Annotated in this window: 23 protein-coding genes; 8 read left to right on the top strand and 15 right to left on the bottom strand. The window is 72.6% G+C overall.

The features are described 5' to 3' along the window. Positions 1 to 11 precede the first annotated feature (11 nt). From ABEA81_RS19255 to dapE, 4 genes are all read right to left on the bottom strand, one after another. Positions 12 to 935, bottom strand: coding sequence for a glucosyl-3-phosphoglycerate synthase (locus tag ABEA81_RS19255; RefSeq protein ID WP_345606654.1), 924 nt, complete (start codon positions 933 to 935; stop codon positions 12 to 14). Between the two features lie 93 nt (positions 936 to 1,028). Further along, positions 1,029 to 1,586, bottom strand: a complete 558-nt coding sequence (locus ABEA81_RS19250) for an LOG family protein (RefSeq protein WP_345606574.1) — start codon at positions 1,584 to 1,586, stop codon at positions 1,029 to 1,031. Further along, on the bottom strand, positions 1,583 to 2,347 hold the full coding sequence (locus tag ABEA81_RS19245) for an LOG family protein (protein ID WP_345606572.1): 765 nt from the start codon (positions 2,345 to 2,347) through the stop codon (positions 1,583 to 1,585). Before ABEA81_RS19245 ends, ABEA81_RS19250 begins: the two co-directional genes overlap by 4 nt. Before the next feature lie 26 nt (positions 2,348 to 2,373). Then, positions 2,374 to 3,435 (bottom strand): succinyl-diaminopimelate desuccinylase, encoded by a 1,062-nt coding sequence (gene dapE, locus ABEA81_RS19240; protein ID WP_345606571.1) that lies wholly within the window; start codon positions 3,433 to 3,435, stop codon positions 2,374 to 2,376. Between the two features lie 138 nt (positions 3,436 to 3,573). Here dapE and dapD point away from each other — a divergent pair, with 138 nt between their 5' ends. Continuing rightward, the gene (gene dapD / locus ABEA81_RS19235; protein ID WP_345606570.1) at positions 3,574 to 4,509 is read left to right on the top strand and encodes a 2,3,4,5-tetrahydropyridine-2,6-dicarboxylate N-succinyltransferase; all 936 of its coding nucleotides are present in this window, start codon (positions 3,574 to 3,576) and stop codon (positions 4,507 to 4,509) included. Positions 4,510 to 4,579: 70 nt separating this feature from the next. Here the strand turns inward: dapD and dapC are convergent, their stop codons facing one another. Then, the gene (gene dapC / locus ABEA81_RS19230) at positions 4,580 to 5,662 is read right to left on the bottom strand and encodes a succinyldiaminopimelate transaminase (RefSeq protein ID WP_345606569.1); all 1,083 of its coding nucleotides are present in this window, start codon (positions 5,660 to 5,662) and stop codon (positions 4,580 to 4,582) included. Further along, the gene (gene fdxA, locus ABEA81_RS19225) at positions 5,659 to 5,985 is read right to left on the bottom strand and encodes a ferredoxin (RefSeq protein WP_345606568.1); all 327 of its coding nucleotides are present in this window, start codon (positions 5,983 to 5,985) and stop codon (positions 5,659 to 5,661) included. Before fdxA ends, dapC begins: the two co-directional genes overlap by 4 nt. Before the next feature lie 114 nt (positions 5,986 to 6,099). Between fdxA and ABEA81_RS19220 the strand changes: the two genes are divergently transcribed. Further along, positions 6,100 to 7,056 carry a GNAT family N-acetyltransferase gene (locus ABEA81_RS19220; protein WP_345606567.1) on the top strand — a complete coding sequence of 319 codons (957 nt, stop codon included), beginning with the start codon at positions 6,100 to 6,102 and terminating at the stop codon, positions 7,054 to 7,056. A 217-nt stretch (positions 7,057 to 7,273) separates the two neighbouring features. On the opposite strand, the gene ABEA81_RS19215 is transcribed toward ABEA81_RS19220, so the two are convergent. From ABEA81_RS19215 to mshB, 3 genes are read right to left on the bottom strand one after another with little or no spacing between them, the layout of a single operon-like run. Continuing rightward, positions 7,274 to 8,038 (bottom strand): hypothetical protein, encoded by a 765-nt coding sequence (locus tag ABEA81_RS19215; protein ID WP_345606566.1) that lies wholly within the window; start codon positions 8,036 to 8,038, stop codon positions 7,274 to 7,276. Beyond that, positions 8,031 to 8,465: a hypothetical protein gene (locus ABEA81_RS19210; RefSeq protein ID WP_345606565.1), complete on the bottom strand. Its 435-nt coding sequence runs from the start codon at positions 8,463 to 8,465 to the stop codon at positions 8,031 to 8,033. The genes ABEA81_RS19215 and ABEA81_RS19210 overlap by 8 nt, the downstream gene beginning before the upstream one ends. Continuing rightward, entirely contained in the window at positions 8,458 to 9,327 is an 870-nt protein-coding gene (gene mshB / locus ABEA81_RS19205; RefSeq protein ID WP_345606653.1) for an N-acetyl-1-D-myo-inositol-2-amino-2-deoxy-alpha-D-glucopyranoside deacetylase, read from the bottom strand. Before mshB ends, ABEA81_RS19210 begins: the two co-directional genes overlap by 8 nt. Before the next feature lie 197 nt (positions 9,328 to 9,524). On the opposite strand from mshB, the gene ABEA81_RS19200 reads away from it, so the two are divergent. From ABEA81_RS19200 to ABEA81_RS19180, 5 genes are read left to right on the top strand one after another with little or no spacing between them, the layout of a single operon-like run. Beyond that, positions 9,525 to 11,171, top strand: coding sequence for a peptide ABC transporter substrate-binding protein (locus ABEA81_RS19200; RefSeq protein ID WP_345606564.1), 1,647 nt, complete (start codon positions 9,525 to 9,527; stop codon positions 11,169 to 11,171). A 4-nt stretch (positions 11,172 to 11,175) separates the two neighbouring features. Further along, positions 11,176 to 12,102, top strand: a complete 927-nt coding sequence (locus tag ABEA81_RS19195; protein WP_345606563.1) for an ABC transporter permease — start codon at positions 11,176 to 11,178, stop codon at positions 12,100 to 12,102. Then, entirely contained in the window at positions 12,095 to 13,036 is a 942-nt protein-coding gene (locus ABEA81_RS19190) for an ABC transporter permease (protein WP_345606562.1), read from the top strand. Before ABEA81_RS19195 ends, ABEA81_RS19190 begins: the two co-directional genes overlap by 8 nt. Further along, entirely contained in the window at positions 13,036 to 14,019 is a 984-nt protein-coding gene (locus ABEA81_RS19185; protein WP_345606561.1) for an ABC transporter ATP-binding protein, read from the top strand. Before ABEA81_RS19190 ends, ABEA81_RS19185 begins: the two co-directional genes overlap by 1 nt. After that, entirely contained in the window at positions 14,016 to 15,050 is a 1,035-nt protein-coding gene (locus ABEA81_RS19180; protein WP_345606560.1) for an ABC transporter ATP-binding protein, read from the top strand. The genes ABEA81_RS19185 and ABEA81_RS19180 overlap by 4 nt, the downstream gene beginning before the upstream one ends. Positions 15,051 to 15,081: 31 nt before the next feature. Here the strand turns inward: ABEA81_RS19180 and ABEA81_RS19175 are convergent, their stop codons facing one another. Genes ABEA81_RS19175 through ABEA81_RS19150 form a run of 6 tightly spaced genes read right to left on the bottom strand, consistent with a single transcriptional unit; the run spans position 15,082 to position 24,320 of the window. After that, the gene (locus ABEA81_RS19175; protein WP_345606559.1) at positions 15,082 to 16,410 is read right to left on the bottom strand and encodes a sulfatase-like hydrolase/transferase; all 1,329 of its coding nucleotides are present in this window, start codon (positions 16,408 to 16,410) and stop codon (positions 15,082 to 15,084) included. Then, complete coding sequence (locus ABEA81_RS19170; protein ID WP_345606558.1) at positions 16,407 to 18,224, bottom strand: glycoside hydrolase family 2 protein; 1,818 nt, start codon at positions 18,222 to 18,224, stop codon at positions 16,407 to 16,409. Before ABEA81_RS19170 ends, ABEA81_RS19175 begins: the two co-directional genes overlap by 4 nt. Positions 18,225 to 18,237: 13 nt before the next feature. Beyond that, on the bottom strand, positions 18,238 to 21,261 hold the full coding sequence (locus ABEA81_RS19165) for an alpha-mannosidase (RefSeq protein ID WP_345606557.1): 3,024 nt from the start codon (positions 21,259 to 21,261) through the stop codon (positions 18,238 to 18,240). Positions 21,262 to 21,307: 46 nt separating this feature from the next. After that, positions 21,308 to 22,189: a carbohydrate ABC transporter permease gene (locus tag ABEA81_RS19160; RefSeq protein WP_345606555.1), complete on the bottom strand. Its 882-nt coding sequence runs from the start codon at positions 22,187 to 22,189 to the stop codon at positions 21,308 to 21,310. Then, positions 22,186 to 23,079, bottom strand: a complete 894-nt coding sequence (locus ABEA81_RS19155) for a carbohydrate ABC transporter permease (protein ID WP_345606554.1) — start codon at positions 23,077 to 23,079, stop codon at positions 22,186 to 22,188. Before ABEA81_RS19155 ends, ABEA81_RS19160 begins: the two co-directional genes overlap by 4 nt. After that, positions 23,076 to 24,320: an extracellular solute-binding protein gene (locus ABEA81_RS19150; RefSeq protein ID WP_345606553.1), complete on the bottom strand. Its 1,245-nt coding sequence runs from the start codon at positions 24,318 to 24,320 to the stop codon at positions 23,076 to 23,078. Before ABEA81_RS19150 ends, ABEA81_RS19155 begins: the two co-directional genes overlap by 4 nt. Positions 24,321 to 24,584: 264 nt before the next feature. Between ABEA81_RS19150 and ABEA81_RS19145 the strand changes: the two genes are divergently transcribed. Then, entirely contained in the window at positions 24,585 to 25,802 is a 1,218-nt protein-coding gene (locus ABEA81_RS19145; RefSeq protein WP_345606552.1) for an ROK family transcriptional regulator, read from the top strand. The last annotated feature ends 6 nt before the right edge of the window (positions 25,803 to 25,808 follow it).

Raw genomic sequence — 25,808 nt, 5'->3', positions numbered from 1 at the left:
CGCCGATCCCATCACGTACGGCCGGTCAGCGCACGGATCGGGGGTCGATCAGGGCCGTCCAGCGTGGTGGCCGACGGCAGCCACTCCCCGTCCACCTGCACGAACTGCGTGAGCGCTACCCCCGAATCGGGCACGTCGCAGCGGGCGAGCGCCGCCGAGAGGATCTGCCGGGCCATCACCCCCAGCTGCAGCAGCGACCGGTTGCGGTGCTTGCGCACGCCGAGGTTCACCTGGGCGAGCCCGTCGAGGCCGAGCCGGGTGTGCGTGTCGAGCAACAGCCCGATCTCCACCCCGTACCCCGGCGCGAACGGGACGGACTCCAGCAGGTCCCGGGTGCCGGCGTACTCACCGCCGAGCGGCTGCACGATCCCGGAGAGCTGGGGCCGCAACGCGGCGAGCAGCGGCCGCACGAGCAACTCGGTGACCCGGCCGCCCCCGGAGTCGGCCTCCGCGGTCTCCAGGCGCAGCGGACGCCGGTAGAAGCCCTTCACCAGTGCCACGCCGGGTTCGGTGAGCAGCGGGCCGAGCAGCGCCGGCACGAAGCCGGGATCGAAGTCGACCAGGTCGGAGTCGAGGTAGCAGACGACGTCGCCCGTCGTGGCCGCCAGCGAGCGCCACAGCACCTCGCCCTTGCCCGGCCGGGGCGGGAGCTCGGGCAGGACGTCGGTGCGCAGCACGACCCGCGCACCGGCGGTGGCGGCGACCTCGACCGTGCGGTCGGTCGATCCGGAGTCGACGACCACGAGCTCGTCGACCAGCGGGGCGGGCCCGCGGGCCAGCGGCAGGATCGCGGCGACGATCACACCGACCGTGGCCTCCTCGTCCAGTGCCGGCAACACCACCGCCACCCGACGGCCCGACTTGGCGGCCACCAGCTCCTCGACGCTCCAGCGGGGGTCCTGCCACGTCCGCCGGGCGAACCAGTCCTCGATCACCGGGTCCACGGGCTTCTCCTCCCGGGCGGTCGGGGACGGGGCGGGACCGCCGTCCGGCCCCTCGGGTACCCGGACGCGCGTGCGAGCCGCGGGTCAGGGGTCCACGGGCTTGGCGCACGCGTCGAGGGCCTCGGAGACGTCGGTGGCGACCACGAGCCGCGCGATCGCCTCCGGGCGCACGAACCCCCGCTCGCCCAGCCCACGCACCCAGTCCAGCAGCCCCGCGTAGTGCCCGTCCGCGTCGAGCAGCACCACCGGCTTGCTGTGCATGCGCAGGTAGCCCGCGGTCCACACCTCGAACAGCTCCTCGCAGGTGCCCACCCCGCCGGGCAGGGCGAGGAACGCGTCGGCGTGGGCCTCCATGAGCGCCTTGCGCTCGCGCATCGTCTCGACGACGAGCAGCTCGTCGGACTCGTGGTCGGCCCACTCCAGGTCGACGAGCGCCTGCGGGATCACCCCGGTGGTGCGCGCACCGCCCGCCCGGGCCGCCCGGCCCACCATCCCCATCATCGCCGCGCGACCGCCGCCGGATACGAGCTGCCACCCGCGCGCCGCGATCTCGGTGCCCACGTCGGTCGCGAGCCGCAGGTAGCTCTCGGGCAGCCCCTCGATGGAACCGCAGTACACGCAGACCGCCAGCGGTCGGCTCAATGTGCCTCCTCCCAGGCCCGCCAGGCCTCCTGCACGATCTTCACCGCGTCGTCGACGTCGTCGGTGAGGTGCAGCAGCGCGAGGTCCTTCTCGCCGATCTTGCCGGCGCCGAGCACGGTGTTCGCGATCCAGTCGTAGAGCCCGCCCCAGTAGTCCCGGCCCAGCAGCACCACCGGAAACTTGGTGACCTTCTTCGTCTGCACCAGGGTGAGCGCCTCGAACAGCTCGTCGAGCGTGCCGAAGCCGCCGGGCAGGCAGACGAACGCCTGCGAGTACTTCACGAACATGGTCTTGCGGGCGAAGAAGTAGCGGAAGTTGATGCCCAGGTCGACCCAGTCGTTGAGGCCCTGCTCGAACGGCAGCTCGATTCCCAGGCCCACGGAGAGCCCACCCGCGTCGGAGCATCCCATGTTGGCGGCCTCCATCGCGCCGGGGCCGCCGCCGGTGATCACCGCGAACCCGGCCTCGGCCAGCGCGGTGCCCAGCGCCCGGCCCTGCGCGTACTCCACGTGGTCGCGCCGCGTACGCGCCGAGCCGAACACGGTGACGGCGCGGGGCAGCTCCGCGAGCATCCCGAAGCCCTCGACGAACTCGGCCTGGATGCGCATCACCCGCCACGGGTCGGTGTGCACCCAGTCGCTCGGGCCGCGCGAGTCGAGCAGCCGCTGGTCGGTGGTGGTGGGTTCGTTGCGCCGCTCGCGGCGCAGCACCACCGGGCCGCGCTGCTTCTCCTCGGGGCGTCGAACCCCGTCCGTGCTCATGGCGGTCAGGGTAATGAGGCCTCGTGTCAGGCAAGGAAACGGCGGAGGACGTCCACCGCCTCGGTGATCAGGCGCGGGTCGACGTGCTCGTCCCGGGTGTGGGCGAGGTTCGGGTCGCCCGGGCCGTAGTTCAACGCCGGGATGCCGAGTGCGGCGAACCGCGCCACGTCGGTCCAGCCCAGCTTGGCGGTGGGTTCGGCGCCGGTCGCGGCGAGGAACTCCTGCGCCGCGGGCTCGCCGAGACCGGGCAGCGCACCCGGCGAGAGGTCGGTCAGCGTGACCTCGAAACCGTCGAACACCTCGCGCACGTGCTTCTCGGCCGCCGCCGCGTCCCGGTCGGGCGCGAACCGGAAGTTGACGGTGACCACGCACTCGTCGGGCACCACGTTGCCGGCCACCCCGCCCGCGATCCGCACGGCCTGCAGGCCCTCCCGGTAACGGCAGCCGTCGATCTCGACTTCCCGCGCCGCGTAGGTGGCGAGCCGGCGCAGCACCGCCTCGGCCTTGTGCACGGCGTTGTCCCCCAGCCACGAGCGCGCGGAGTGGGCCCGCCGCCCGCGGACCGCGACGTCCACGCGCAGCGTGCCCTGGCAGCCTGCCTCGACCGCGCCGTTCGTCGGCTCGCCGAGGATCGCGAGGTCGGCGGCGAGCCAGTCGCGGTGCTCGCGCTCGATCCGGCCGAGCCCGTTGCGCACCGCCTCCACCTCCTCGCAGTCGTAGAAGACGAACGTGAGGTCGTGGCGCGGGTCGTCCAACGCGGCCGCCAGGTGGGCGAACACCGCGTCGCCCGCCTTCATGTCCGAGCTGCCGCACCCGTGGAGCAGGCCCCCGTCGCGGCGGCTCGGGACGTTGCCCGCGATCGGCACGGTGTCGATGTGCCCGGCGAGCAGCACCCGCTTGTCCCGGCCCAGCTCGGTGCGGGCCAGCACCGCGTGGCCGGACCGCTGCACCCGCAGGTGCGGGGCCTGCGCGCGCAGGGCGGCCTCGAGCGCGGAGGCGAGCTCGCCCTCCTCCCCCGAGACGCTGGGCACGTCGACGAGCGCGGCGCAGAGGTCGACGGGGTCGGCGAGGAGGTCGAGGTGCGGCACGACCCCGACGCTACTGGCACAGCACACATCGGATGGGGACGGCACAACACGCCGGGCGTGTGTGCCGCCCTGACCCGGTGTGTGCGGCGCCCCGGGGCCCCTCACCGGGCGCGCGTGCAGCCTCGTTAGCGTGGGGTCGTGAGCAGCGCACTTCGCATCGCGGGGGCCTCCGGCACCGGGCTGGCCACCATCGCCGCCGATGGCACCGTCCTGGACACCTGGTACCCCGCCCCGGCTCTCGGACCCGACGCACCGGACGTCACGGCGGACCTGGAGCCGCTGGTGTCCACCGACGAGGCCCGCGGCGTGCGCACCACCGTCGTGCGCACCGCGATCGCGTCCCTCGCCGACCCGCCCGCCGACGCCCAGGACGCCTACCTGCGCCTGCACCTGCTGAGCCACCGCCTGGTCGCCCCGCGCGAGGCGAACCTGAACGGCATCTTCGGCGTGCTCGCCAACGTCGTGTGGACCAGCCAGGGGCCCTGCCCCGTGCCGGGCTTCGAGCTCACCCGCGCCCGGCTGCGCACCCGCGGCCCGCTGGCCGTGTACGGCGTCGACAAGTTCCCCCGGATGGTCGACTACGTGCTGCCCGAGGGCGTCCGCATCGCCGACGCGGACCGCGTCCGGCTCGGCGCCCACCTGGCCGCCGGCACCACGGTGATGCACGAGGGCTTCGTGAACTACAACGCCGGCACGCTCGGCGCGTCGATGGTCGAGGGGCGCATCTCCGCGGGCGTCGTCGTCGGGGACGGGTCCGACGTCGGCGGCGGCGCGTCGATCATGGGGACGCTCTCCGGCGGCGGCAAGGAGGTGATCACCGTGGGCGAGCGGTGCCTGATCGGCGCCAACGCCGGCATCGGGATATCCCTCGGCGACGACTGCGTGGTGGAGGCGGGCCTCTACGTCACCGCGGGCACCAAGGTGACGTTGCCGGACGGGAACACGACGCCGGCCCGCGTCCTCTCCGGCCGCAACGGCCTGCTGCTGCGCCGCAACTCGGTCACGGGGGCGGTGGAGGCCCTTCCCCGCGCGGGAGGGGGCATCGCGCTGAACGAGGCGCTGCACGCGAACTGAGGGGTGCCAGCAAAGTGGCTTTGCTGACGCCTGGCGTCATGAAAGTGGCTTTCCTGACGCCCGGGGGGCGTCAGGACTTCAGGCGCTCCACAGCCGCCTCGATCCGCTCGTCCGTGGCCGTGAGCGCCACCCGGACGTGCTGGGCACCCGCCGGGCCGTAGAAGTCGCCCGGCGCCACCAGGATCCCGGCCCCGGCGAGCCGCCGGACCGTCACCCGGCAGGGCTCGCTCGCGGTGGCCCAGAGGTAGAGGCCGGCCTCGGAGTGGTCGATCCGGTAGCCGGCCGCCTCCATCGCGGCGCGCAGCCGGGCCCGGCGGCGGGCGTAGACGCGGGACTGCTCGGCGACGTGCGCGTCGTCGGAGGCGGCCGCCTCCATCGCCGCCTGCACCGGGCGGGGCACCATCATCCCGGCGTGCTTGCGCACCTCCAGGAGATCGGCGACGAGCCGCGGGTCGCCCGTGACGAACCCGGCGCGGTAGCCGGCGAGGCTGGAGGACTTCGACATCGAGTGGACGGCGAGCAGGCCGTCGTGGGAACCGCCGCAGACGTCCGGGTGCAGCACCGAGCGGGCACCGTCGGACAGCGGGAGGTAGCACTCGTCCGACGCGATGATCGCGCCGCGCTCACGGGCCCAGTCGACGACCTTGCGCAGGTGCTCGACCGGCAACACCCGCCCGGTCGGGTTCGACGGCGAGTTCAGCCACACCAGCGCCACGCGGCGCGGGCCGAGCGCGGTGGTGGAGTCGGAGCGGACGAACTGCGCGCCGGCGAGCCGCACCCCGACCTCGTAGGTGGGGTAGGCCAGCTCGGGGATCACCACAGTGTGCTCGGCGCCGAGCCCGAGGAGCGTGGGCAGCCAGGCGACGAGCTCCTTCGACCCGATGGTCGGCAGCACCGGGACCGGGTCGACCCTGACGCCGTACCGCCGGGCCAGCGAGGCGGCGATCGCCTCCCGCAGCGACGACGGCCCGTGCGTCGTCGGGTAGCCGGGGACGTCGGCCGCCGGGCCGGCGAGCGCCGCCCGCACCACGGCCGGGACCGGATCGACGGGGGTGCCGACCGAGAGGTCCACGATCCCGCCGGGATGCGCCGCGGCGAGCGCCTTGTCCTCGGCGAGGCTGTCCCAGGGGAAGTCGGGGAGCGCGGTTCTCACTCGTCGTGCTGCTGGGGCGGCAGGCTCAGGGCCGGCTCGACGTCCCGGTTGACCTTGCCGACCTTCGACGCGCCACCGGGCGAGCCCAGCTCGTCGAAGAAGTCGACGTTGGCCTTGGTGTAGGCGGCCCACTGCTCGGGCACGTCGTCCTCGTAGTAGATCGCCTCGACGGGGCAGACCGGCTCGCACGCGCCGCAGTCGACGCACTCGTCCGGGTGGATGTAGAGCATCCGGCCGCCCTCGTAGATGCAGTCCACCGGACATTCCTCGATGCACGCCTTGTCGAGCAGGTCGACGCAGGGCTCGGCGATCACATACGTCACGGGTGGTCCTCCACGCGGGCGAGCAGGTACGTCGCACAGTATGTCTCGCGCTCCACCCGTCCCGGGAGCCGGGGCGGGTGTGAATCCCGTCGTAGGCGGGCGGACGATGGTGTCGTGGAGATCCCCGACGAGCTGGTCGGCGCCAGGGTGGCGCTGCGGCACCGCGTCGGCACCCGCGACGGGCGGCCGCTCCTCACCGACGCCGTCGGTGAGCTCGCCGCCGACGGCGCGGGTGTCGTGGTCGTGCGGACGCGGCGCGGGCCGGTCCGCGTCGAACGCTCTGCCGTCGTCGCGGTGCGGGCCGTGCCGCCCGCGCCACCGCGCCGCGCCCCGCTCGCCGCGGTCGTCCGGCTGGAAGGGCTGTGCGCCGACGCCTGGCCTGCCCAGGTGGAACGGCCCCTCGGGCAGTGGCGACTGCGCGCCGCGAGCGGTTACACGGGACGGGCCAATGCGGCGCTCGCGATCGGCGACCCGGGCCTGCCGATCGCCGCCGCCCTGCACGAGGTGTGCCGCTTCGCCCGCGAACACGACGCCCCGGCCCGGGTCCAGGTGCCCGTCGGCTCGCCGTGGGACCGGGCCGTGGCCGCCGAGGGCTGGGTGCTGAACGCCGCACACGCGAAGGGTGCGGAGGTGTCTGTGCTGGTGGCGCCGGTTGCGGACGCCGATCTCCCACCGCGCCTGCGCATCGAGCTGCCGCCCCGCCCGTCCGCCGAGTGGTGGCGGCTCGCCGTCGGCGGCCCACCCACGCCGGCCCAGGATCGGGTCCTCGCCGGCGCCCCCGACACCGCCTTCGGCCTGCTGCGCGACGAGGACGGGGCCGTGCTCGGACAGGTGCGGGCCGCGCTGGTGGCCGACCACGTGCACATCTCGACGCTCGAGGTCGTGCCCGCCGCCCGCCGCCGCGGCCACGCCACCACCCTGCTCGCCGCCGCCGGGGCCTGGGGACGCGAGCGCGGCGCCCGGTGGGCGGTGCTGCAGGTGGCCCTGCAGAACGGCGGGGCCCGGGCGCTCTACGACCGCCTCGGCTACGTCGAGCACCACCGCTACCGCTACCTGGTGCCTCCCACCTGACGTGCCCACGCACCCCACCTGCGCCGGCGCCCCCGTCTCCGCCGACGCACACCGTCGACGGGGCGTGGGCCGACCCGCACAATGCGCGGCGCCACCGGAGGCCCGGTGGGCCCACCCTGGTCGAAGGCAGGCGCTGACGCCCCCCTTCTCGGCCCACGCGACCCGTCGACGGGGCGCGAGCGCCTCACAACCGGTGCGCCGGCCGAAACGCCACGCGTCACCGACCGGGAACTGCGAGGCGTTTCTCCGCCTCCCGCGCCGCCCTCTTCAGGCCTGACCATTCGCCGAGGTACTTCCCGACCGCCCCGACCACGGGGAGCATGCCGAGGCCCTCGTGCAGGAAGTTGCCGTGCGGGCGCTTGTCGAGCTCGTCCTCGACGGCGAGGAGCACGCGGCCCAGCCGCCACACCGCCCGCGCCACCCGGCCGAGGGTGGGGGCGGTCGCCGGCTTCGCCAGGTCGCCGGTGAGCTCGGCCGCCCGGGCGTCGGCGGCCGCGTCCTCGGAGCCGGTGGCGGCCGACACGGCGAGCTCCCGCCGGAAGAGGACCGAGCCGAGCAGGTTGACCAGCTCGTCCTCGTCCCGGACACCGTGCTCGCCCGCGATGGCCACCAGCAGCAGGCCCTGCCCGGCGGCACCGACGGCCTTCGAGACGGGCAGCCGGTTGGCGAGCGCCCCGCCCAGCCCGGGCACGGCGGCGATCAGCGTGGTGAACCGGCCGACCCGGCGCACCCACCAGCGCGTACGGGCCGGCACGTCCATCGCCGCCCACCTGGCCGTGCCGGGCACCTCGACGGCGGCGAGCGCGTCCAGCACCTTGTCCCGCAACCCGTGTTCCTCGCCGGGTGCCTCCTCGTGCGATGCGGCCCGGGAGCGGAGGCCGAACGGGTCGGACTCGCGCAGCCCGTCGAGCACGGGGCGGGTGGCCCGGACGAACGGGCGGAGGATCGCGACGATCACCCGGTCCGGGATGGCCTCAGCCACCCGACCGCTCCTGGTATGCCCGCTCCATCACCGCGCGCAGCCCCCACAGGCCCGCGCCGATCCCGCCGACCGCCAGGGCGAGGGACTGCCAGTTGGCCAGCAGCATGGAGTCGCCGCCCGGCCCGAACAGCCCCAGCACGGCGACGGCCACCACCCATGCCGTGAGCGGCGCACCCGCGACGGCGGGCCGCGGGTCGATCTCTCCGGCCTGGCGCACCAGCCACGGCAGCACCAGCACCGACAGCACGACGCCCATCGGCACGGGGATGCCGTTCGTGTAGAGCGGGGTGAACATCAGCCCGAACGCCCCGAGCAGCAGGCCGTCGACGACGAGGAGCACGAGCAGCACGAGGTCCGGCACGAGCGGCCGCTGCTCGTCCGGGGCCAGGACGTTCTCGGCGGTGTCGTCCGCGGTCTTCTCAGGCATCCCCGGTCTCCCCGAACAGGTCCTCCGACGGCGCGCCGTCGCCGAGCGGTACGTACTCCTCGACGTCGAGGAGCGGCTGTGCGACGAGGTTGCTCACCGCGAACGCCGTGACCTCGCCGTCCGGCCACACCGCCACCTGGGTGGCGTGCGCGCGCATCGCCGCGATCCTCGCCTCCCGCTGCGCCGCGACGTCGACCCGCACGCGGATCGCGTCGTCCGGCACGCTGGGCAGCTCGTCCGGCTCGGGCATCCGGAACGGCAGGCCGTCGCGGCCGGCCAGCTTCGCGAGCCCGGCGTCGAGCGTGGACCGGCCGACCACCGTGCAGAACATCCGGGCGGGTACCCGCCGCACGGCTGCGGCAGTGATCGCGTGGGCCCGCACGTGGTCGGGGTGCCCGTAGCCGCCGTCGGCGCCGTAGCTGACGACGACCTGCGGGCGGACCTCCTCCAGCACGGCCACGAGCTGCTCGACCTGCTCGTCGAACGCCTCCGGCCGGGCGAGGGCCCGCGGGTGCAGCCGCTGCGGCATGGCCGCCCGCACGCCGTGCCCGGCCAGTGCCATCCCCGAGTCGCGCCAACGGCCGATCCCGCCCAGGTAGCGGTGGTCGGTGACGCCCAGCGCCGCGCACGCGGCGGCGAGCTCGCCCGCGCGGTAGCCGCCGAGCTGGTCCCCCCGCTCGGGCGCGAGCTCGGCGAGCTCCGCGGGGATCACCTCGCCCTGCTCCCCGAGCGTGCAGGTGACGAGCGTGACGGCCGTGTCGGGCTCGGCCGCGTAGCGCGCGATCGTGCCGCCCGTCGAGAGCGTCTCGTCGTCGGGATGGGCGTGCACGAGCAGCAGCCTCCGCCGGGCAGGGGGTGGCATCACGATCGCACTCTACGTGCGCGCGGCGTGGGCCGGCGGGCCGCCGCCGAACGTGACGAACCGTGGGTGCGCAACCCATTTGTGACCTGACGGTGGTCAACAGACACGATTCGGACAGCTACTGTCCGGCTCCAACATCACCCGGAACTACGGCGGGCGCCCCACCTGCGTACGCCGTTCGGCGGATATGGGGGGCCATGCGCGCACGACGAGCAGCTGCCTGGGCGGCGGCACCGCTGTCCATCGTCCTGATCACCACCGCCTGCGGTGGCGGGGGTGAGCCGGGGGGCGGCTCCGCGGGCGCGAGCGGCGTCACGATCAGCGTGAACGGCACCGAGCCGGAGAACCCGCTCGTGCCCGGGAACACGAACGAGACCGGCGGCGGGAAGATCATCGACGCGCTGTTCAGCCCGCTGGTCGAGTACGACCCCACGACCGCGCAGCCCGCCAACATGGTGGCCGAGTCGATCGAGACCACGGACTCGCAGGTCTACACGATCAGGCTGAAGGACGGCTGGACGTTCCACGACGGCACCCCCGTCACCGCGCAGAGCTTCGTCCGGGCCTGGAACTACACCGCGTACTCCCCCAACGGGCAGCAGAACGGCTCCTTCTTCTCCCACATCCAGGGCTTCGACCAGGTGCACACCGAGGACCCGGACGGCACCGCGGGCCCGCAGACGGCGCCGCAGCCCGCCGCGCCGGAGATGTCGGGCCTGCGGGTGGTGGACGACCGGACCTTCGAGGTCACGCTGTCCGCGCCGTTCGCGGTGTTCCCGACGATGCTGGGCTACCGCGCGTTCGCGCCGCTCCCGGACCTGTTCTTCACCGACAAGGCCGCGTTCGAGGCCCACCCGATCGGCAACGGGCCGTTCCGCTTCGTCTCCCGGCAGCCGGGCGCGAACATCATGGTCGAGCGCTACGAGCAGTGGCCCGGCGCGCCGAAGCCGAGCGTCAGCGGGATCGAGTTCCGCTTCTACGAGTCCGCCGAGGCGGCCTACGCCGACGTGGTGGCGAACAACCTCGACTTCATCGAGGTCATCCCGCCGTCCGGCCTCGCGGGCAACCTCTACCGGACCGACCTCGCCGACCGCAGCGTGTCGCGGACCTACCTCGGCGTCCAGCGCCTCGGCTTCCCGCTCTACGACCCGCGGTACCAGAACCCGGAGCTGCGGAAGGCCATCTCGATGGCCATCGACCGGGAAGCGGTCAACCAGCAGATCTTCGGCGGCACCCGGCCTCCCGCGGACGGTCTCGTCGCGCCCGACGTGCCCGGCCGGGTGGCGGGCCAGTGCGGTGACCTGTGCACGTACCAGCCGGATCGCGCGCGGAAGATGTTCGAGGCCACCGGGTTCCAGGGCCCGATCGAGCTGACCTCGAACGCCGACTCCGGCAACGCCGAGTGGATCCAGGCCACCTGCGTGAGCATCAGCAACGCCCTCGGCGTGCAGTGCACGTTCGTGCCGGTGCCCACGTTCGGCGAGATCCGCTCGGCGATCAACGCCAGGCAGATGAAGCAGATCTACCGCAGCAGCTGGGTGGCCGACTACCCGTCGATCGAGAACTTCCTGAACCCGCTGTACCGCACGGGCGGGTCGACCAACGACGGCGAGTACACCAACCCCGCGGTCGACGCGCTGCTCGCCCGCGCTGACGCCGCCCCGTCGGCGGAGGAGGGCAACGCCCTCTACCAGGAGGCCGAGCGCCTGATCATCCAGGACATGCCGGCGATCCCGGTGTACTTCCAGTCGTTCCAGGCCGGCTGGTCGGAGCGGCTGCAGAACGTCACGGTGACCCCGTTCCGCGAGCTCGACCTGGAGAGCGTCACCGTCTCGGAGCAGTAGCCGAGTGTCGCGCTACATCCTCCGCCGGCTCCTCCAGCTCGTCCCGGTGTTCGTCGGCACGACGTTCCTGATCTACCTGCTCGTCTGGGCCCTGCCGGGCGACCCGTTCGCCGGCAAGTGCGGCGAGCGGGCCTGCCCGGACGCCTACGTCACGCGCATGCGGGAGGAGTTCCACCTCGACGAGAACGTGGTGGTCCAGTACCTCCGCTACCTCGGCAACCTGCTGCAGGGGGACTTCGGGCAGACGTTCTCGGGCACGTCGGTCGGCGAGCTGATCGCGGCCGCCTACCCGGTCACGCTGCGGCTGGCCATCGTCGCGCTGCTGATCGAGGCCGCCATCGGGGTGCTCGCCGGGGTCCTCACCGGCCTGCGCTCCGGCGGCTTCCTCGACAACCTCGTGCTGGTCTCGACGCTCTTCCTGATCTCGATCCCGGTGTTCGTCACCGGGTACGTGCTGCAGACCGTGCTCGGCCTGCGGCTCGGGATCATCTCGCCGACGGTCTCGGCCGATGCCGGGTTCGGCGAGCTGCTCGTGCCCGGTTTCGTGCTGGCCAGCCTGTCGATGGCGTACGTGGCCCGGCTCACCCGCACCTCCATCGCGGAGAACCGGCGGTCCGACTACGTCCGGACCGCGGTCGCGAAGGGCCTCGAGCCGCGCCGGGTGGTCGGCGTGCACCTCCTGCGCAACTCGTTGATCCCGGTCGTCACGTTCCTCGGCGTCGACCTGGGATCGCTCATGAGCGGCGCGATCGTGACGGAGGGCATCTTCAACATCCGCGGCATCGGCGGTCTGATCTTCCGCTCCATCGCACTGCGCGAGGGCGCCACCGTCACCGGGGTGGTCGTCCTGCTCGTGATCGTCTACCTGCTGATGAACCTGCTGGTGGACGTGGTCTACGCCGTTCTCGACCCGAGGATCCGCTATGTCTGACCCCAGCGTGCTGGGCACCGCGGTGGCGGAGCCCGGCTCGTCGGGCGCCGGCGGCGGCGCCCCCGACCGGGCGCGCAGCCTCGCCTCCGACGCCTGGCACGACCTGCGCAGGCGCCCGCTCTTCCTGATCTCGGTGACGCTGATCGCGTTCCTGCTGGTGCTCGCGGCATTCCCGCAGCTGTTCACGTCCGTCGACCCGAGCGCGGGTGACCTCGCCCGCAGCCGGCAACCGCCGTCGGCGCAGGCGTGGTTCGGCTACGACCTGCTCGGCCGGGACGTGTACGCCCGGACGATCCACGGCACCCGGGTGTCGATCGTCGTCGGGGTGCTCGCCACGGCGTTCACCGTGCTCCTCGGCGGCACGCTCGGCATGATCGCCGGCTACCACGGGGGCTGGGTCGACACGCTGGTGTCCCGGCTCACGGACGTCGTCTTCGGCCTGCCGTTCGTGCTCGGCGCGATCGTGATCCTCTCGTCCTTCCGCGAGGCCGTCGGCGGGGGCGCCGTCGGGATCACCGCGCTCGTGGTGCTGACGATGGCCGCCCTGTCGTGGCCGGTCTCGATGCGGATCACGCGTTCGGCCGCCATCGCCGCCCGCGACCAGGACTACGTCCGCGCCGCCCGCGCGCTCGGCGCAGGCCCGGCGCGCGTGATCTGGCGGCACATGCTGCCCAACTGCCTCGCCCCCGTGCTGGTCTACGCCACGATCGCGCTCGGCGCCTTCATCGGCGTCGAGGCCACGCTGTCGTTCCTCGGCATCGGCCTGCGCGACCCCGTCGTCTCGTGGGGCGTGATGATCAGCGAGGCGCGCGACTACATCCGCGTCGCTCCACACCTGCTCCTGTTCCCGGCCGCGTTCCTCGCCGTCACGGTGCTCGCCTTCGTGATGCTGGGCGACGCGGTGCGCGACGCGTTCGACCCCAAGGGGCGCTGATGTCCGACCCGTTGCTCGAGGTGGAGGGCCTGCGCGTCGAGTTCCGCACCCGCGACGGCGTGGCGCACGTGCTCAACGGCGTCGACTACCACGTGGACGCCGGGGAGACGCTCGCCGTGCTCGGCGAATCCGGCTCCGGCAAGAGCGTCACGGCCAACACGGTCATGGGGATCCTGGAGAGCCCGCCTGGCGTCGTCACGGGTGGCGCGGTGCGCTACCGCGGCGAGGAGCTGCTCACCGCCACCCCGGCCCGGCGCAGGGAACTGCGCGGCGAGCACATCGCGATGATCTTCCAGGACGCGCTGTCGGCGCTGAACCCCGTGTTCACGGTCGGGTTCCAGATCGGCGAGCAGCTGCGGACCAGGCGCGGGACGAGCCGGCGGGACGCCGAGAAGCGCGCCGTCGAGCTGCTGGACATGGTCGGCATCCCGGGTGCGCGGCAGCGGGTGCGCGACCACCCGCACCAGTTCTCCGGGGGCATGCGGCAGCGCGTCATGATCGCGATGTCGCTCGCGCTCGACCCCGACGTCCTCATCGCCGACGAGCCGACCACCGCCCTCGACGTCACCGTGCAGGCCCAGATCATGGACCTGCTCGCCGAGATCCAGGCCGAGCGGCACATGGGCCTGATCCTGATCACGCACGACCTGGGCGTGGTCGCGGAGGTGGCCGACCGGATCGCCGTGATGTACGCGGGCCGGATCGTCGAGAGCGCGGACGTGCACTCCCTCTACGCCAACCCGTGCCACCCCTACACCCGGTCGCTGCTGGAGTCGATCCCGCGCGTCGACACGAAGGGCACCACCCTGAAGGCCATCCGCGGGCTGCCGCCGAGCCTCACCCGGATCCCGCCCGGCTGCCCGTTCCACCCGCGCTGCCCGATGGCCGTCGAGCGCTGCGCGGACGAGCTGCCGCCGCTCGCGGTGCTGCCGTCCGGCCGGTCGTCGGCGTGCCTGTTCGCCGAGGAGCTGGTGGCTCGATGAACGAGCGACAGCGAGCGAACCACCAGCACGGCGCTCCGATCCTGGAGGTCGAGGACCTCGTCAAGCACTTCCCGGTGCAGGTCGGCATCGTCGTCAAGCGCACGGTGGGGCACGTGCGGGCCGTCGACGGCGTGTCGTTCGCGCTGCACGGGGGCGAGACGCTCGGCGTGGTCGGCGAGTCCGGCTGCGGCAAGTCGACACTGGCGCAGGTGCTGATGCGGCTGGAGCCGCCCACCTCGGGCCGGGTCCGGTTCCACGGGGAGGACGTCTTCGCCAAGCGGGGCCGGGAGCTGCAGGCGCTGCGCCGGTCGGTCCAGATCGTGCTGCAGGACCCGTACACGTCGCTGAACCCCCGCATGACCGTGGGCGACATCGTCGGCGAGCCGTTCGACATCCACGCGGGTGTCGCACCCAAGGGCGAGCGTCGCCGGAAGGTGCAGGAGCTGCTCGAGGTCGTCGGGTTGAACCCCGAGCACATCAACCGCTACCCGCACCAGTTCTCCGGCGGGCAGCGCCAGCGGATCGGGATCGCCCGTGCGCTCGCGCTCCGACCGGAGGTCATCATCTGCGACGAGCCCGTGTCGGCGCTCGACGTGTCGATACAGGCGCAGGTGATGAACCTGCTGGACGAGCTGCAGCGCGAGTTCGGCCTCTCCTACCTCTTCATCGCCCACGACCTGTCCGTGGTGCGCCACCTGTCCGACCGGGTCGCCGTCATGTACCTCGGCAAGATCGTGGAGATCGGCACGGAGGAGGAGATCTACGGCCGCCCGGCACACCCGTACACGCAGGCGCTGCTGTCGGCCGTGCCGGTGCCCGACCCGGCCGTGCGCGCCGCTCGCGCCCGCATCCGGCTCACCGGCGACGTCCCGAGCCCGGTGAACCCACCGAGTGGCTGCCGGTTCCGCACGAGGTGCTGGAAGGCGACGGAGATCTGCGAGGCCGAGGAGCCTGCGCTGGTGGTCCGCGGAGGGGCCCACCACGCGAGCGCCTGCCACCACGCGGAGGAGCAGCACCTGCTGCCCTCCTGACCCGCCGTACGAACGGCACTCTCGTCCCGCTCTATCGGACGGATGTGCCACTCGTACGGCTGGAACGCTCTGTGCCGGCCCACTTCTCGTGCTGGTGGCGGAACTGCTCCAGTTCACCGTCCAGGCCTTCGGCCGCCGCCGGGAAGCGCGCCGAGACGTCGGTCGTCTCCGCGGGGTCCGCGTCGAGGTCGAAGAGCGCGCGGTCCAGGACGGCGGGCGGGGTCATTCCCTCGTGGGGGTGGTGAACGCGCTTGAACCGACCTCGGCGGACCGCCCACTGGCCGTCGTGCGCCCAGAAGATCGCCCGGTCGTCGGCCTTGGCGCTCGGCCGCTCGAGGGCGGCCAGCAGCGAGCGGCCGTCGACGTCGTCGAGTTCCGGCGGCCCGCCGTCGACGGCGTCGAGGATCGTGGGAAGCAGGTCCATCATGACGCCCACGCCCGGGACGTCGACCCCGGCGGCCAGCCTGCGCGGCCACGACACCAGCGACGGCACCCGGATCCCGCCCTCGAACAAGGACCCCTTCGTCCCGCGGAGCCCGCCGGTGGAGCCGCCGTCGTAGGAGACCTCCTCGCCGTCGAGCCAGTTCCGGCTCTCCGCCGACGGCCCGTTGTCCGAGGAGAAGAAGACGAACGTGTCCTCGCGCAGGCCGCACTCGTCGAGGGTGTCGAGGATCCGGCCGATCGCGTCGTCCATCGCGGCGACCATCGCCGCGGTGATCCGGCGACCGTCGGGCAGCTGCGTGAACCGGTCCACGTACTCGGCCGGGGCGTGCATCGGGTAGTGCGGCGCGTTGAAGGGGACGTAGCAGAAGAACGGCCGGGGGTCGTCCCGCGCGACGAACTCCGAGGCGCGTTCCCCGAGCACGGTGGTCAGGTAGTCGCCGTTGTGCCACACCTCCTGGTCGCCGTCCCAGAGGTCGTGGACGGGGTTGTGCGCACCCCAGTAGTAGATGTGGGAGTAGTAGTCCACGCAGCCGGCGCGGAAACCGAAGCTCTCGTCGAACCCGTACCTCAGCGGGCTGAACTCGTGGTCCACCCCGAGGTGCCACTTCCCGAACACCCCGGTCCGGTAGCCCCGGCGGCGCAGCGCCGTCGCCAGCGTCTCCTGACGGGGCAGGCCGCGCGTCCTGCGGTCTCCGCCCAGGATCGTCTCGACACCGGCACGGGCGGGGTAGCGCCCCGTCAGCAACGACGCCCGGGACGGCGAGCAGACCGGCGAGTTGGAGTACCACTGCGGGAGCCGGGCGCCGGACGCGCACAGGCGGTCGAGGTGCGGGGTGGCCACGTCGTCGGCCCCGAAGCACCCGACGTCGCCCCAGCCGAGGTCGTCCGCGTAGAGGACGAGGACGTTCGGTCTCATCGCCGCTCGATCGCGGCCGGGCGCGCCTGGGCGGCGCGGATCCGCGCCAGGTCGAGCTTGTGCGTACGGTCGAACCGGACGATGCCGTTCTGCTCCTGGAACACGTCCGTCAGCTGCGTGTAGCAGTACCCGAACATGTCCGGGTCGTCGAGCAGCACCGCGACCAGCCCCTCGAAGCGGGCGTAGAACTCCTCGAGGTCGCGCACCCGGTCCCCGTACCCCCAGGACCCGCTCGCCGACTGCGGGCGCCCTGCCTCGTCGGGGTTCCACCAGATCCCGCCGAACTCGCTGACGAAGAAGGGCTGCCCGCGGTAGGCGATCGACCACGACTCGCCGGTGCCGTCGGACCGGTTCACGTACGGGTCGCCCTGGGCGAGGCGCGCGTGGTTCGCCGCGAACACCTGCGGGTCCTGCTCGTAGTCGTGGCTGTCGAAGACGTCGGACTCCGCGACCCGGTGTGCGTAGCCCGACGTGTCCAGGACCGGGCGCGACGTGTCGGACGCCTTGGTGGCGAGGAACATCCCGCGCATCACGTCGTCCAGGGCGGTGATGCGGTCGCCGTAGGCCTGCCAGGTCTCGTTCATCGGGCACCAGCCGACGATCGAGGGGTGGGAGTGGTCGCGCTCCAGCACCTCGAGCCACTCCTGGACGTACGACGCGTCGGGCTGCTGGTTCGTGGTCTCGCCCTGCTCGGTGTTGCACCCCCAGTCGCCGAACTCGCCCCACACGAGGTAGCCCATGCGGTCCGCGTGGTGCAGGAACCGCTCCTCGAAGACCTTCTGGTGCAGGCGCGCACCGTTGAAGCCCGCCGCGAGGGCGAGCTCGATGTCGCGGACGAGGTCGGCGTCGCTCGGCGCGGTCATCAGCCCGTCCGGGTACCAGCCCTGGTCGAGAACCAGCCGCTGGAAGACGACCTCACCGTTGAGCCTGATCTCCTTGCCGGTGATCGCGACGCTCCGCAGGCCCGCGTACGACACGACCTCGTCGACCGGGTGCCCGTCCCCGTCCCGCAGCTCGAAGCGCAGGTCGTAGAGGAAGGGATCGGTCGGCGACCAGTGGCGGACCCGCTCCTGCGGCAGCGCGAGGCTCATCCGGGGCGCCAGGTCGAGGTCGGCGCGGACCTCCCCGGTGACGACCTCGCCCGCGTCGTCCGACACCGTCACGCGGACGGCGCCGCCGCGGAGGTTCGCCGAGAGCGGAACCTCCACGTCGAGCGACCGGCCTGCGACGTTGGGGGTGATGCGGGGGCGCCGGATCGCGGTCGGCGGTACGGGCTCCATCCACACCGTCTGCCAGATCCCGGTCGTCCGCCGGTACTTCGCCGCCCGCGGGGCGTAGTCGCGGGACTGCTTGCCGCGCGCCTGCATCGCGTCCGGCTCGTCCCGGGCCCGCACCACCAGCGGCACCTCGTCACCCGGCCGGGCGACGTCGGTGATGTCGAACGTGAAGCCGGAGAAACCTCCCCGGTGCCGGCCGACCTCGACGCCGTCCACCCAGACCGTGGTGTCGTGGTCGACCGCACCGAAGTGCAGCAGCACCCGGCTGCCGCGCCACTCCGGCGGGACGGTGACCGTGCGCCGGTACCAGACGGCGCGCATGAAGTCCTGTTCGTCGATCCCGGACAGCGCGCTCTCGGGCGCGAACGGCACCAGGATCTCCGCGGCCAACGGCCGGTCCCGCAGGCCGCGGTCGAGCCCGCTGTCCCCGCGGTCGATCTCGAAGCCCCAGCGGCCGTTCAGGTTCAGCCACCGGTCGCGGCGGAACTGCGGCCGCGGGTACTCCGGGCGGGGCTGCTGCGTCTCGTCGACGGGCACGCGTTGGTTCCTCTCAGGGTCGGGGGTCACGGAACCGCAGGGTCAGCAGCTCGAAGGGACGCAGCTCCAGATCGGCCCCTGCGCCGGGCTGCACCCGGCGGACGGCGTCGCCCGCCACCGGGCGCTCGAGCAGGTCGGTGGCCACGGCCCCGCTCCAGCCGAACGACGTCCGCACGCTCGCGCGGGAGCGGTTGCCGTGTGCCTCGTAGAGGCGCACGACGAGGTCGCCGGATCGGTCCTCGGCGAGCTTGACGCTCTCGACGACGACGGCCGGGTCGGTGACCTCGAGCAGCGGCTCGGCCGGCCGGCCCCGGGTGACTCGCGGCGGCAGCTGCCGGGCGTACCCGTCGGCGATCGCCTCCGGGATCCCGCCGGGCCGGAGGCTGACGGTGAACGAGTGGCGGCCCTGGTCCGCGGACGGGTCGGGGTAGCGCGGGGCCCGCAGGAGCGACAGGCGCGCCGTCGTCAGCGGCCGGCCGTCGGGGGCCTGGCCGCTCCGGACGTCGTGGCCGTAGACCACGTTGTTGGCGATGGCCACGCCGTACCCGGGCTCGCCGACGTGGATCCAGCGATGGGCGACGGTCTCGAACCGCGCCGTGTCCCAGGAGGTGTTCTGGTGGATCGGGCGGTGGAGGTGCCCGAACTGGATCTCCGAGGTCGCCCGGTCGGCCCGCACGTCGAGCGGGAACGCGAGCTTGAGCAGCTTCTGCGACTCGTGCCAGTCGATCTCGAAGCCGTACTCGACGCGCCCGTCCACCAGCCGGATGGTGGCCTCGATCGTCGTGCCCCCCAGCACGTGGCGGACCACGACGGAGTCGTCGACGACGTCGACCGACACCGGCTCCACGAGGTCGCGCCCGCTGCGCTTGTCCTCGTCGTCGATGTCCCACGCGTCCCACTCCCGCGGGGTGTCGCGGAAGAGCTGCAGGACGCCGCCGGCGAGTCCCGCGGGCAGCAGCTCGCGGTCCGCGGCGCGGTCGACGACGGAGACGAGCGTGCCGCGCCGGTCGACCTGGATGCGCAGCCGGTCGTCCGCGAGCACGATCCGGTCGCCGTCGGGGCGCGGGCGCGCGACGGCGGGCTCGCTCACCGGACCGATGCCCAGGCCGGTTACGCCGTCATGGGTGTACGGCCCGGCGTTGGCGGCGACCGGGCTGTCGCCGCCAGCGCCGAGCACGGCGAGGGAGGTGTCGATCAGCGTGGTCAGGTCCGCGGCCACCCGCTGGTAGTTGCGCTCCGCCTCCGCGTGCACCCAGGCGATCGAGGTCCCGGGCAGGATGTCGTGGAACTGCTGCAGGAGCACGACCTGCCAGGCCCGCTCGAGCGCGTCGTACGGGTACGGGGTGCCGTGCCGGACGGCCGCGGTGGCCGCCCACAGCTCGGCCTCGCGGAGCAGGGCCTCGCTGCGCCGGTTACCGTGCTTGCCGCGGTGCTGCGAGGTCAGCGTGCCGCGGTGCAGCTCGAGGTACATCTCGCCCACCCACACCGGCGGGGCGGGCAGTTCCGCCTCGGCCGCGGCGAAGAAGTCCTGCGGGTTGCCCAGCCGGACGCGCGGGGACCCGTCGAGGTCCTCCTTGCGCTCGGCGGCCGCGAGCATCTCCCGGGTGGGCCCACCGCCGCCGTCACCCCACCCGAACAGGCCGAGCACGTGCCGGGCCGCGCCCTTCTGCCGGAACACGCGCTCCGTGCGCGCCAGGTCCTGGGCGCCGAGATCGGAGTTGTAGGTCTCCGCCGGCGGGAAGTGGGTGAACACGCGCGACCCGTCGATGCCCTCCCAGAGGAAGCTCGAGTGCGGCATCGCGTTCGTCGTGTTCCAGGACGGCTTCTGGGTGAGGAAGTAGCGGGCGCCCGCCGCCCGCACGATCTGCGGGAGCGCGGCGGTGTAGCCGAACGAGTCGGGCAGCCACGCCTCCTCGCTGTCGACCCCGAACTCCTCGAGGAAGAACCGCTTCCCGAGCACGAACTGCCGTGCGAGCGCCTCGCCACCTGGCATGTTGGTGTCGGACTCGACCCACATCCCGCCCACCGGTCGGATGCGGCCCGCGACCACGGCCTTGCGGACGCGCTCGAAGAGCTCCGGCCGGCTCTCCCTGAGCCAGGCGTACTGCTGGGCCGAGGACGCGGCGAACACGAACCCGGGGTGGCGTTCGACGAGGTCGAGCACGTTGGCGAAGGTCCGCGCGACCTTCCGCACGGTCTCGCGGACCGGCCAGAGCCAGGCGCAGTCGATGTGGGCGTGCCCGACGGCGGACACGATCAACGAGCTCTCGGCGGCCCCACTGCGCAGGACCGGGGCCAGCACCTCGCGCCCCCGCGCCGCGGTGCCGGGGACGTCGTCGGGGTCCATGACGTCGACCATGCGCTCGAGCGCGTGCACGATCTCGGCGCGCCGGGCACCGTGTGCGGGCAGCACGTCGACGAGACCGTCGAGGGTCACGACGTCCTGCAGCAGCTCCCACACCGTCAGGTCGCGGCGCGCCACCGACAGCTCGGTGAGGCGGTACTGGAACGCGTCACCCGCCGTCGCCCGGTCCCCCAGCACCGTCGGCTCGTACTCGTACGGCGTCTGGATGACGGGGTTCGCCGCCGCCTCGATCAGCAGGCGGAACGGGCCCGGCCCGGGGAGCGGGACCCACGCGTTGAGCGGCTCGATCGCCTTGACGATCGTGCCGTCCGGCCGGTAGGCCGTGGCCTCCGCCTGGAACCCGGCCTGGTCGCCGGTGAACCCGAGGTCGACGACGAGCTCGGTCTCGGCCGGATCCCAGTCGGCGGGGACCTCGCCGCGCACGTCGAACCAGACAGTGTCCCACGGCCGTCCCCACGCGCGACCGAGCGCGAACGGCTCGAACCGCTGCGCCGCCGCGTGCGCGAACGGCACGGGCTCCCCGCCGACCGCCCACGCCGCGACCTCGACCGGGCGGGAGTCCCGGTAGACCGCGGGCCTGACGCGGAACCTGGTGAAGCGTCGTACCCGCAGCATCGCGAGCTGGACCGCGTCGAGCTGCGAGCGGCCGTGCGGATTGGAGTCGTCAACCACAGTCGTGTGTCGTCCCTCGGAAGTGGAGGAGCTGCAGCCCGTCGGGTCAGCCCTTGAGGGCGCCGCCGAGGCTCGAACGGAGGAGGTAGCGGCGGAGCAGGACGTAGACGATCGTCGGAGGGACCATGTAGATGAGGGCGCTCGCCGCGAGCACCCCCCAGTCCACCTGGTTGAACGCGCTGAAGGCGCGGAACAGGCCGATCGACAACGGGTAGAGCTGTGGCGACTGGAGGAGCACCAGCGGAGTCAGGAAGTCGCCCCACACCGCCATGAAGGTGAGCATCGCAGCAGCCCCGAGCCCCGGCCCGACCAGCGGGAGGACGATCGTGCGGATCGCCCCGAGCCGGGTGCTCCCGTCCATCCAGGCCGCTTCCTCGAGCTCGAACGGGATGGCGTCGATCGTGCCCTTCAACAGCCAGAGGGTCACCGGCAGCGCGGTGGCGGCCTCCACCAGGATCAGGCCCAGGTAGCCGTCGTCGAGATGGATCTTCACCATCAGCAGGTAGAGCGCCACGAACGTCGCCGGCGCCGGGATCACCCGGATGAGCAGGATCGAGAACATGAAGAGCCTGCGGCCGCGGAAGCGGAAGCGCGACAGCGCGTAGGCGCCGAGGAGGCCGACCGCGAGGTTGAGGGCCGTGGCTGCGATCGCGATGACGAGGCTGTTGAACAGCAACCGCGGGGTCCCGGCCTCGGTGAAGAAGCGCACGAAGTTGGTGAGGGTGAACGCCGGGGTCCGGACGGTCGGGCCGGCGTCGGCGTCGACGGCGCTCAGCACCACCCATGCGAACGGCACCACGCAGAACAGCGCGACCAGCGCGATGAGGACGTACTGGAGCGTGCGCTGCACGACCGTCAGCGCAGGCAGCTGCCCCCGGGCACGGACGTACTGGCGTGGTGGTGCGACGCGCTCCGCTGTGGCGGTCACACGTCCACCTTCGCGAGCCGGACGTAGGTGAGCCCGAGCACGAGGAGGACGACGAGCAGGATGACCGACGCCGCGCTGCCGAGCCCGATCTGCGAGTACTGGAACGCCCGCTCGAAGATGTAGATCGAGGTCAGCTGCGTCGCGGCGCCCGGCCCGCCCTGCGTGAGGAAGTAGACCAGTCCGAACACGCCGACCGTGGTGATCGTGGTCAGCAGCAGGTAGAGGAACACCGGCCCGCGGATGAGGGGCAGCGTGACGTAGCGGAAGACCTGCACGGCGCTCGCCCCGTCGATCCGGGACGCCTCGACGAGCTCGTCGGGGACGTCCTCCAATGCGGCCTGGAACATGATCATCGCGAACGCGATGCCGCGCCAGATGTTGACGACGACGATGCAGAGCATGGGGGCTTCCTGCAGCGCCGCCACCGGGCCGGCGCCGAACAGGCCGATCAGCCGGTTCAGCGTGCCGTCGTCGCGCGGGGAGAGCACGCTGGCCCAGGTCAGCGACGCCACGACCTCGGGCACCACCATCGGGAGCAGCACCGCGGCACCGAACAGGCCCTTGCCGCGCAGCCACTTGCGGCCCAGCAGGAGGGCGGCGAGCATCCCGAGCACGGTCTGGCCGATGATCGCCGACCAGAGCACGAAGTTTCCCGTGTGCCCCAGCGACTCCAGGAAGTCGTCGGAGCCGAGCAGGTAGGAGTAGTTGTCGAGGCCGACGTACTGCGGGTTCCTGGCCGCGAACCCGGTGAGCTGGGTGTTGGTGAAGCTGAGGTAGAGCCCGTAACCGGTCGGTGCGACGACGAAGACGCCGATGAGCAGCACCGACGGCCCCAGCAACAGCGCCAGGTTGCCGCCCTGCCGAACCCGGGCCGCGCCGGGAGAGGTCATTTCGCCACCAGGCCGGGGCCGAGCAGGTCGGCGGCGTCGCTCGCGAACGACGACGCCGCCCCGGCACCGTCGGCCTTGCCGATGAGGATCTGCTCGGTCGCGTTCTGTGCTGCCTGGGACACCTGGTCGGCGCCGTCACCTTCCGGCGCGTCCACGCTCGTCTTGAGCTTCTCCTCGGCGTCGAGCAAGGTCGGCTCGTCCTTGTACGGCTCGAGGTCGGAGATCCCGGAACGCGGCGCCGCCGCACCGATCGCGACGAGCTGGCGGGCGAGGGCACTGCCCGAGCTCAGCCACTGGGCGAGCTCGACCGCGGCGTCGGCGTGCTCCGTCTCCGCGTTCACGCCGTACGCGAAACCGCCCCCGCTCACCGAGTACGGCTCGGTGCCCGGCACCAGCGCCGGGTAGTCCCACGTCGCGACCTTGTTCTGCACGTCCTCGATGGGTGCGGCGCCCTCGGGACCCCAGTCGTAGCGCCAGCCCCACGTGCCCTGAGCGACCACCGGCAGCGAACCCTCCGGGAACTTGACGTACTTCGTCGGTTCCCACGGGTTCGGGTTGAGCAGGTCCTGGACCGGCAGCAGGCCGGCCTGCGTGAGCTCGTGGTAGAGGTCGAACGTGGCCGACAGGCCCTCGCTCGAGAGCGTCCACGTCCCGGTGTTCGGGTCGTAGAACGTGCTGCCGGTGCCGGCGACGATGGGCAGGAACCCCTCTGACCAGGTTCCGCCACCCCATGCGGTACCGGCCGGGAGCAGCATCGAGGGTTGTCCCGTCTTCGCGGTGATCGCCTTCAGCCGCCCGATCAGGTCGTCCCACGTCCTGGGCTGCGACGTGTCGACGCCGAGGCCTTCGAGCACGTCCTTGCGGTAGAAGATGCTCTGCACTCCCGCCTCGTGCGGCAGGGAGTAGGTGTGGCCGTCGGTCTGCTGGGCCTGCGCCTTGACCTGCGGGTAGTACTCCGCCCAGCCCGGCCAGTCCGCCAGGTGGTCGTCCAGCGCCAGCAGGTAGCCCGCACCCGCGAGCCCTGTCACGTGGCTGCCGCCCATGTCGATGACATCCGGCGCCGTGCCGGAGTGGAGCTGCTGGGTGATCTTCGTCTGGAACTGGGAGTCGGTGAGCACGTCGGTGACCAGCTCGACCTCGACATCTTCGCCCTTCGCCGCCATCGCGGCTTCGAACTCGGGGATGAGCTCCTGGACGGCGTCGGCACGGGCCTGCTGGTACTCGAGGAGCGTGATCGTCACCGGTCCCCCGGCGTCACCTCCCGAACACGCGGCGAGCCCACTGACCACGAGTGCGGACGCCGCCATGGCGATCACAGCACGATTGCGCATCCAGTTTATCCATCCGATGGGAGAAAAAGTGGCGCCAGCGTAGACAGGAGCTCGCCGCAAGTGCAAGCATGACGGCGGACATCGGCCGATGACGAGCGGGTTCGGCGTAGGAAACCGGGTCGGCCCGCATCAACCCGCTGGCTCCTGTTCCTCGATCTGTTGGGATAAGTCGTCGTGCACCGAGGCAGCAACCAGCTCCGGCTCGCGGACTTCAACCAGGCCGTGGTCCTGGACGTGGTCCGCCGCTCACCCGGGGTCAGCCGGGCCGAGCTGCAGCGCAGATCGGGGCTGAGCTCGCAGACGATCTCGAACATCACCCGCCGTCTGATCGACGATCGCCTGATCTCCGAGAGCACCCCGGAGGGCGGCGCGCGGGGACGGCCGAGCATCCCCCTCGCCGTCAACGGCGACGGCGCGTTCTCGATCGGGGTGCACATCGACCCGGCGCGCCTCACGATCGTGCTGCTCGACCTCGCGGGCGAGGTGCGGCGCCAGCAGCAGCTGCGCACCCCGCAGGCGACGCACCCGACCGAGGTGACGTCGCTCATCGCGGACCGCGTGGCCGCGCTCATGGCGGAGGCGGGTGTGGATCGCGACCGCGTGCTCGGGCTCGGCATCGCCGCTCCGGGCCCGCTCGACGTCCGGGCGGGCGTCGTGCTCGACCCGCCGCAGCTGCCCAACTGGCGGGGCGTCCAGCTCCGGGCGGACCTGCACGACGCGACGGGGCTGCCCGTCCTCCTCGACAAGGACGTGACCGCGGCCGCCACCGCGGAGCTGCGATCGCTGAACGACACCTCGACCGACTTCGTGTTCCTCTACCTGGGGTCCGGTGTCGGGGCGTCCGTGGTGGTCGAGAACCAGGTGCTGCGCGGCACGACGAACAACATCGGCGAGATCGGCGACATCATCGTCGACCCCGACGCGGAGCAGCTCGAGGGCTTCGGTCGGCGGGGCGGCCTCGCCGCGGCGTGCGTGCCCGAGGCGCTCGTCATCCAGGCCGCACGGCTGGGTCTGCTCCCGTTGCCGAACCTCGACGACTACCTCGCGATCGACGACTCCTGCACGGAGCTGTGCCGGCTCGCATCGGGGGGCAACGGCGGCGCCACACGCATCCTGCGGCGCGCGGCGGCGCGGGTAGCCGTGGGCCTCGGGGTGCTGGTGAACCTGTTGGACGTGCCGCGGGTCGTGATCGGCGGACCGCTCTGGAACCGCCTGTCCGACACCTTCCTCCCCGTGCTCCCGGAGCTCGTCTCGGCCGAGCTCGTGGCGACGAGGGACGACGTCGTCGTGGCCGGATCCGCGGTCGGCGAGCACGTGGCGGCGCAAGGCGCGGGCGAGCTGGTCCTGGACCACTTCCTGGCCCCGCGGCCGTCGGCCCTGATGGTGGGGTAGCCGCCC

This window comes from Pseudonocardia adelaidensis, assembly GCF_039543345.1.
GTDB classification, from domain to species: domain Bacteria; phylum Actinomycetota; class Actinomycetes; order Mycobacteriales; family Pseudonocardiaceae; genus Pseudonocardia; species Pseudonocardia adelaidensis.
Note: the sequence above shows the minus strand (reverse complement) of the source record. Positions and strands in the feature narration are given on the sequence as shown.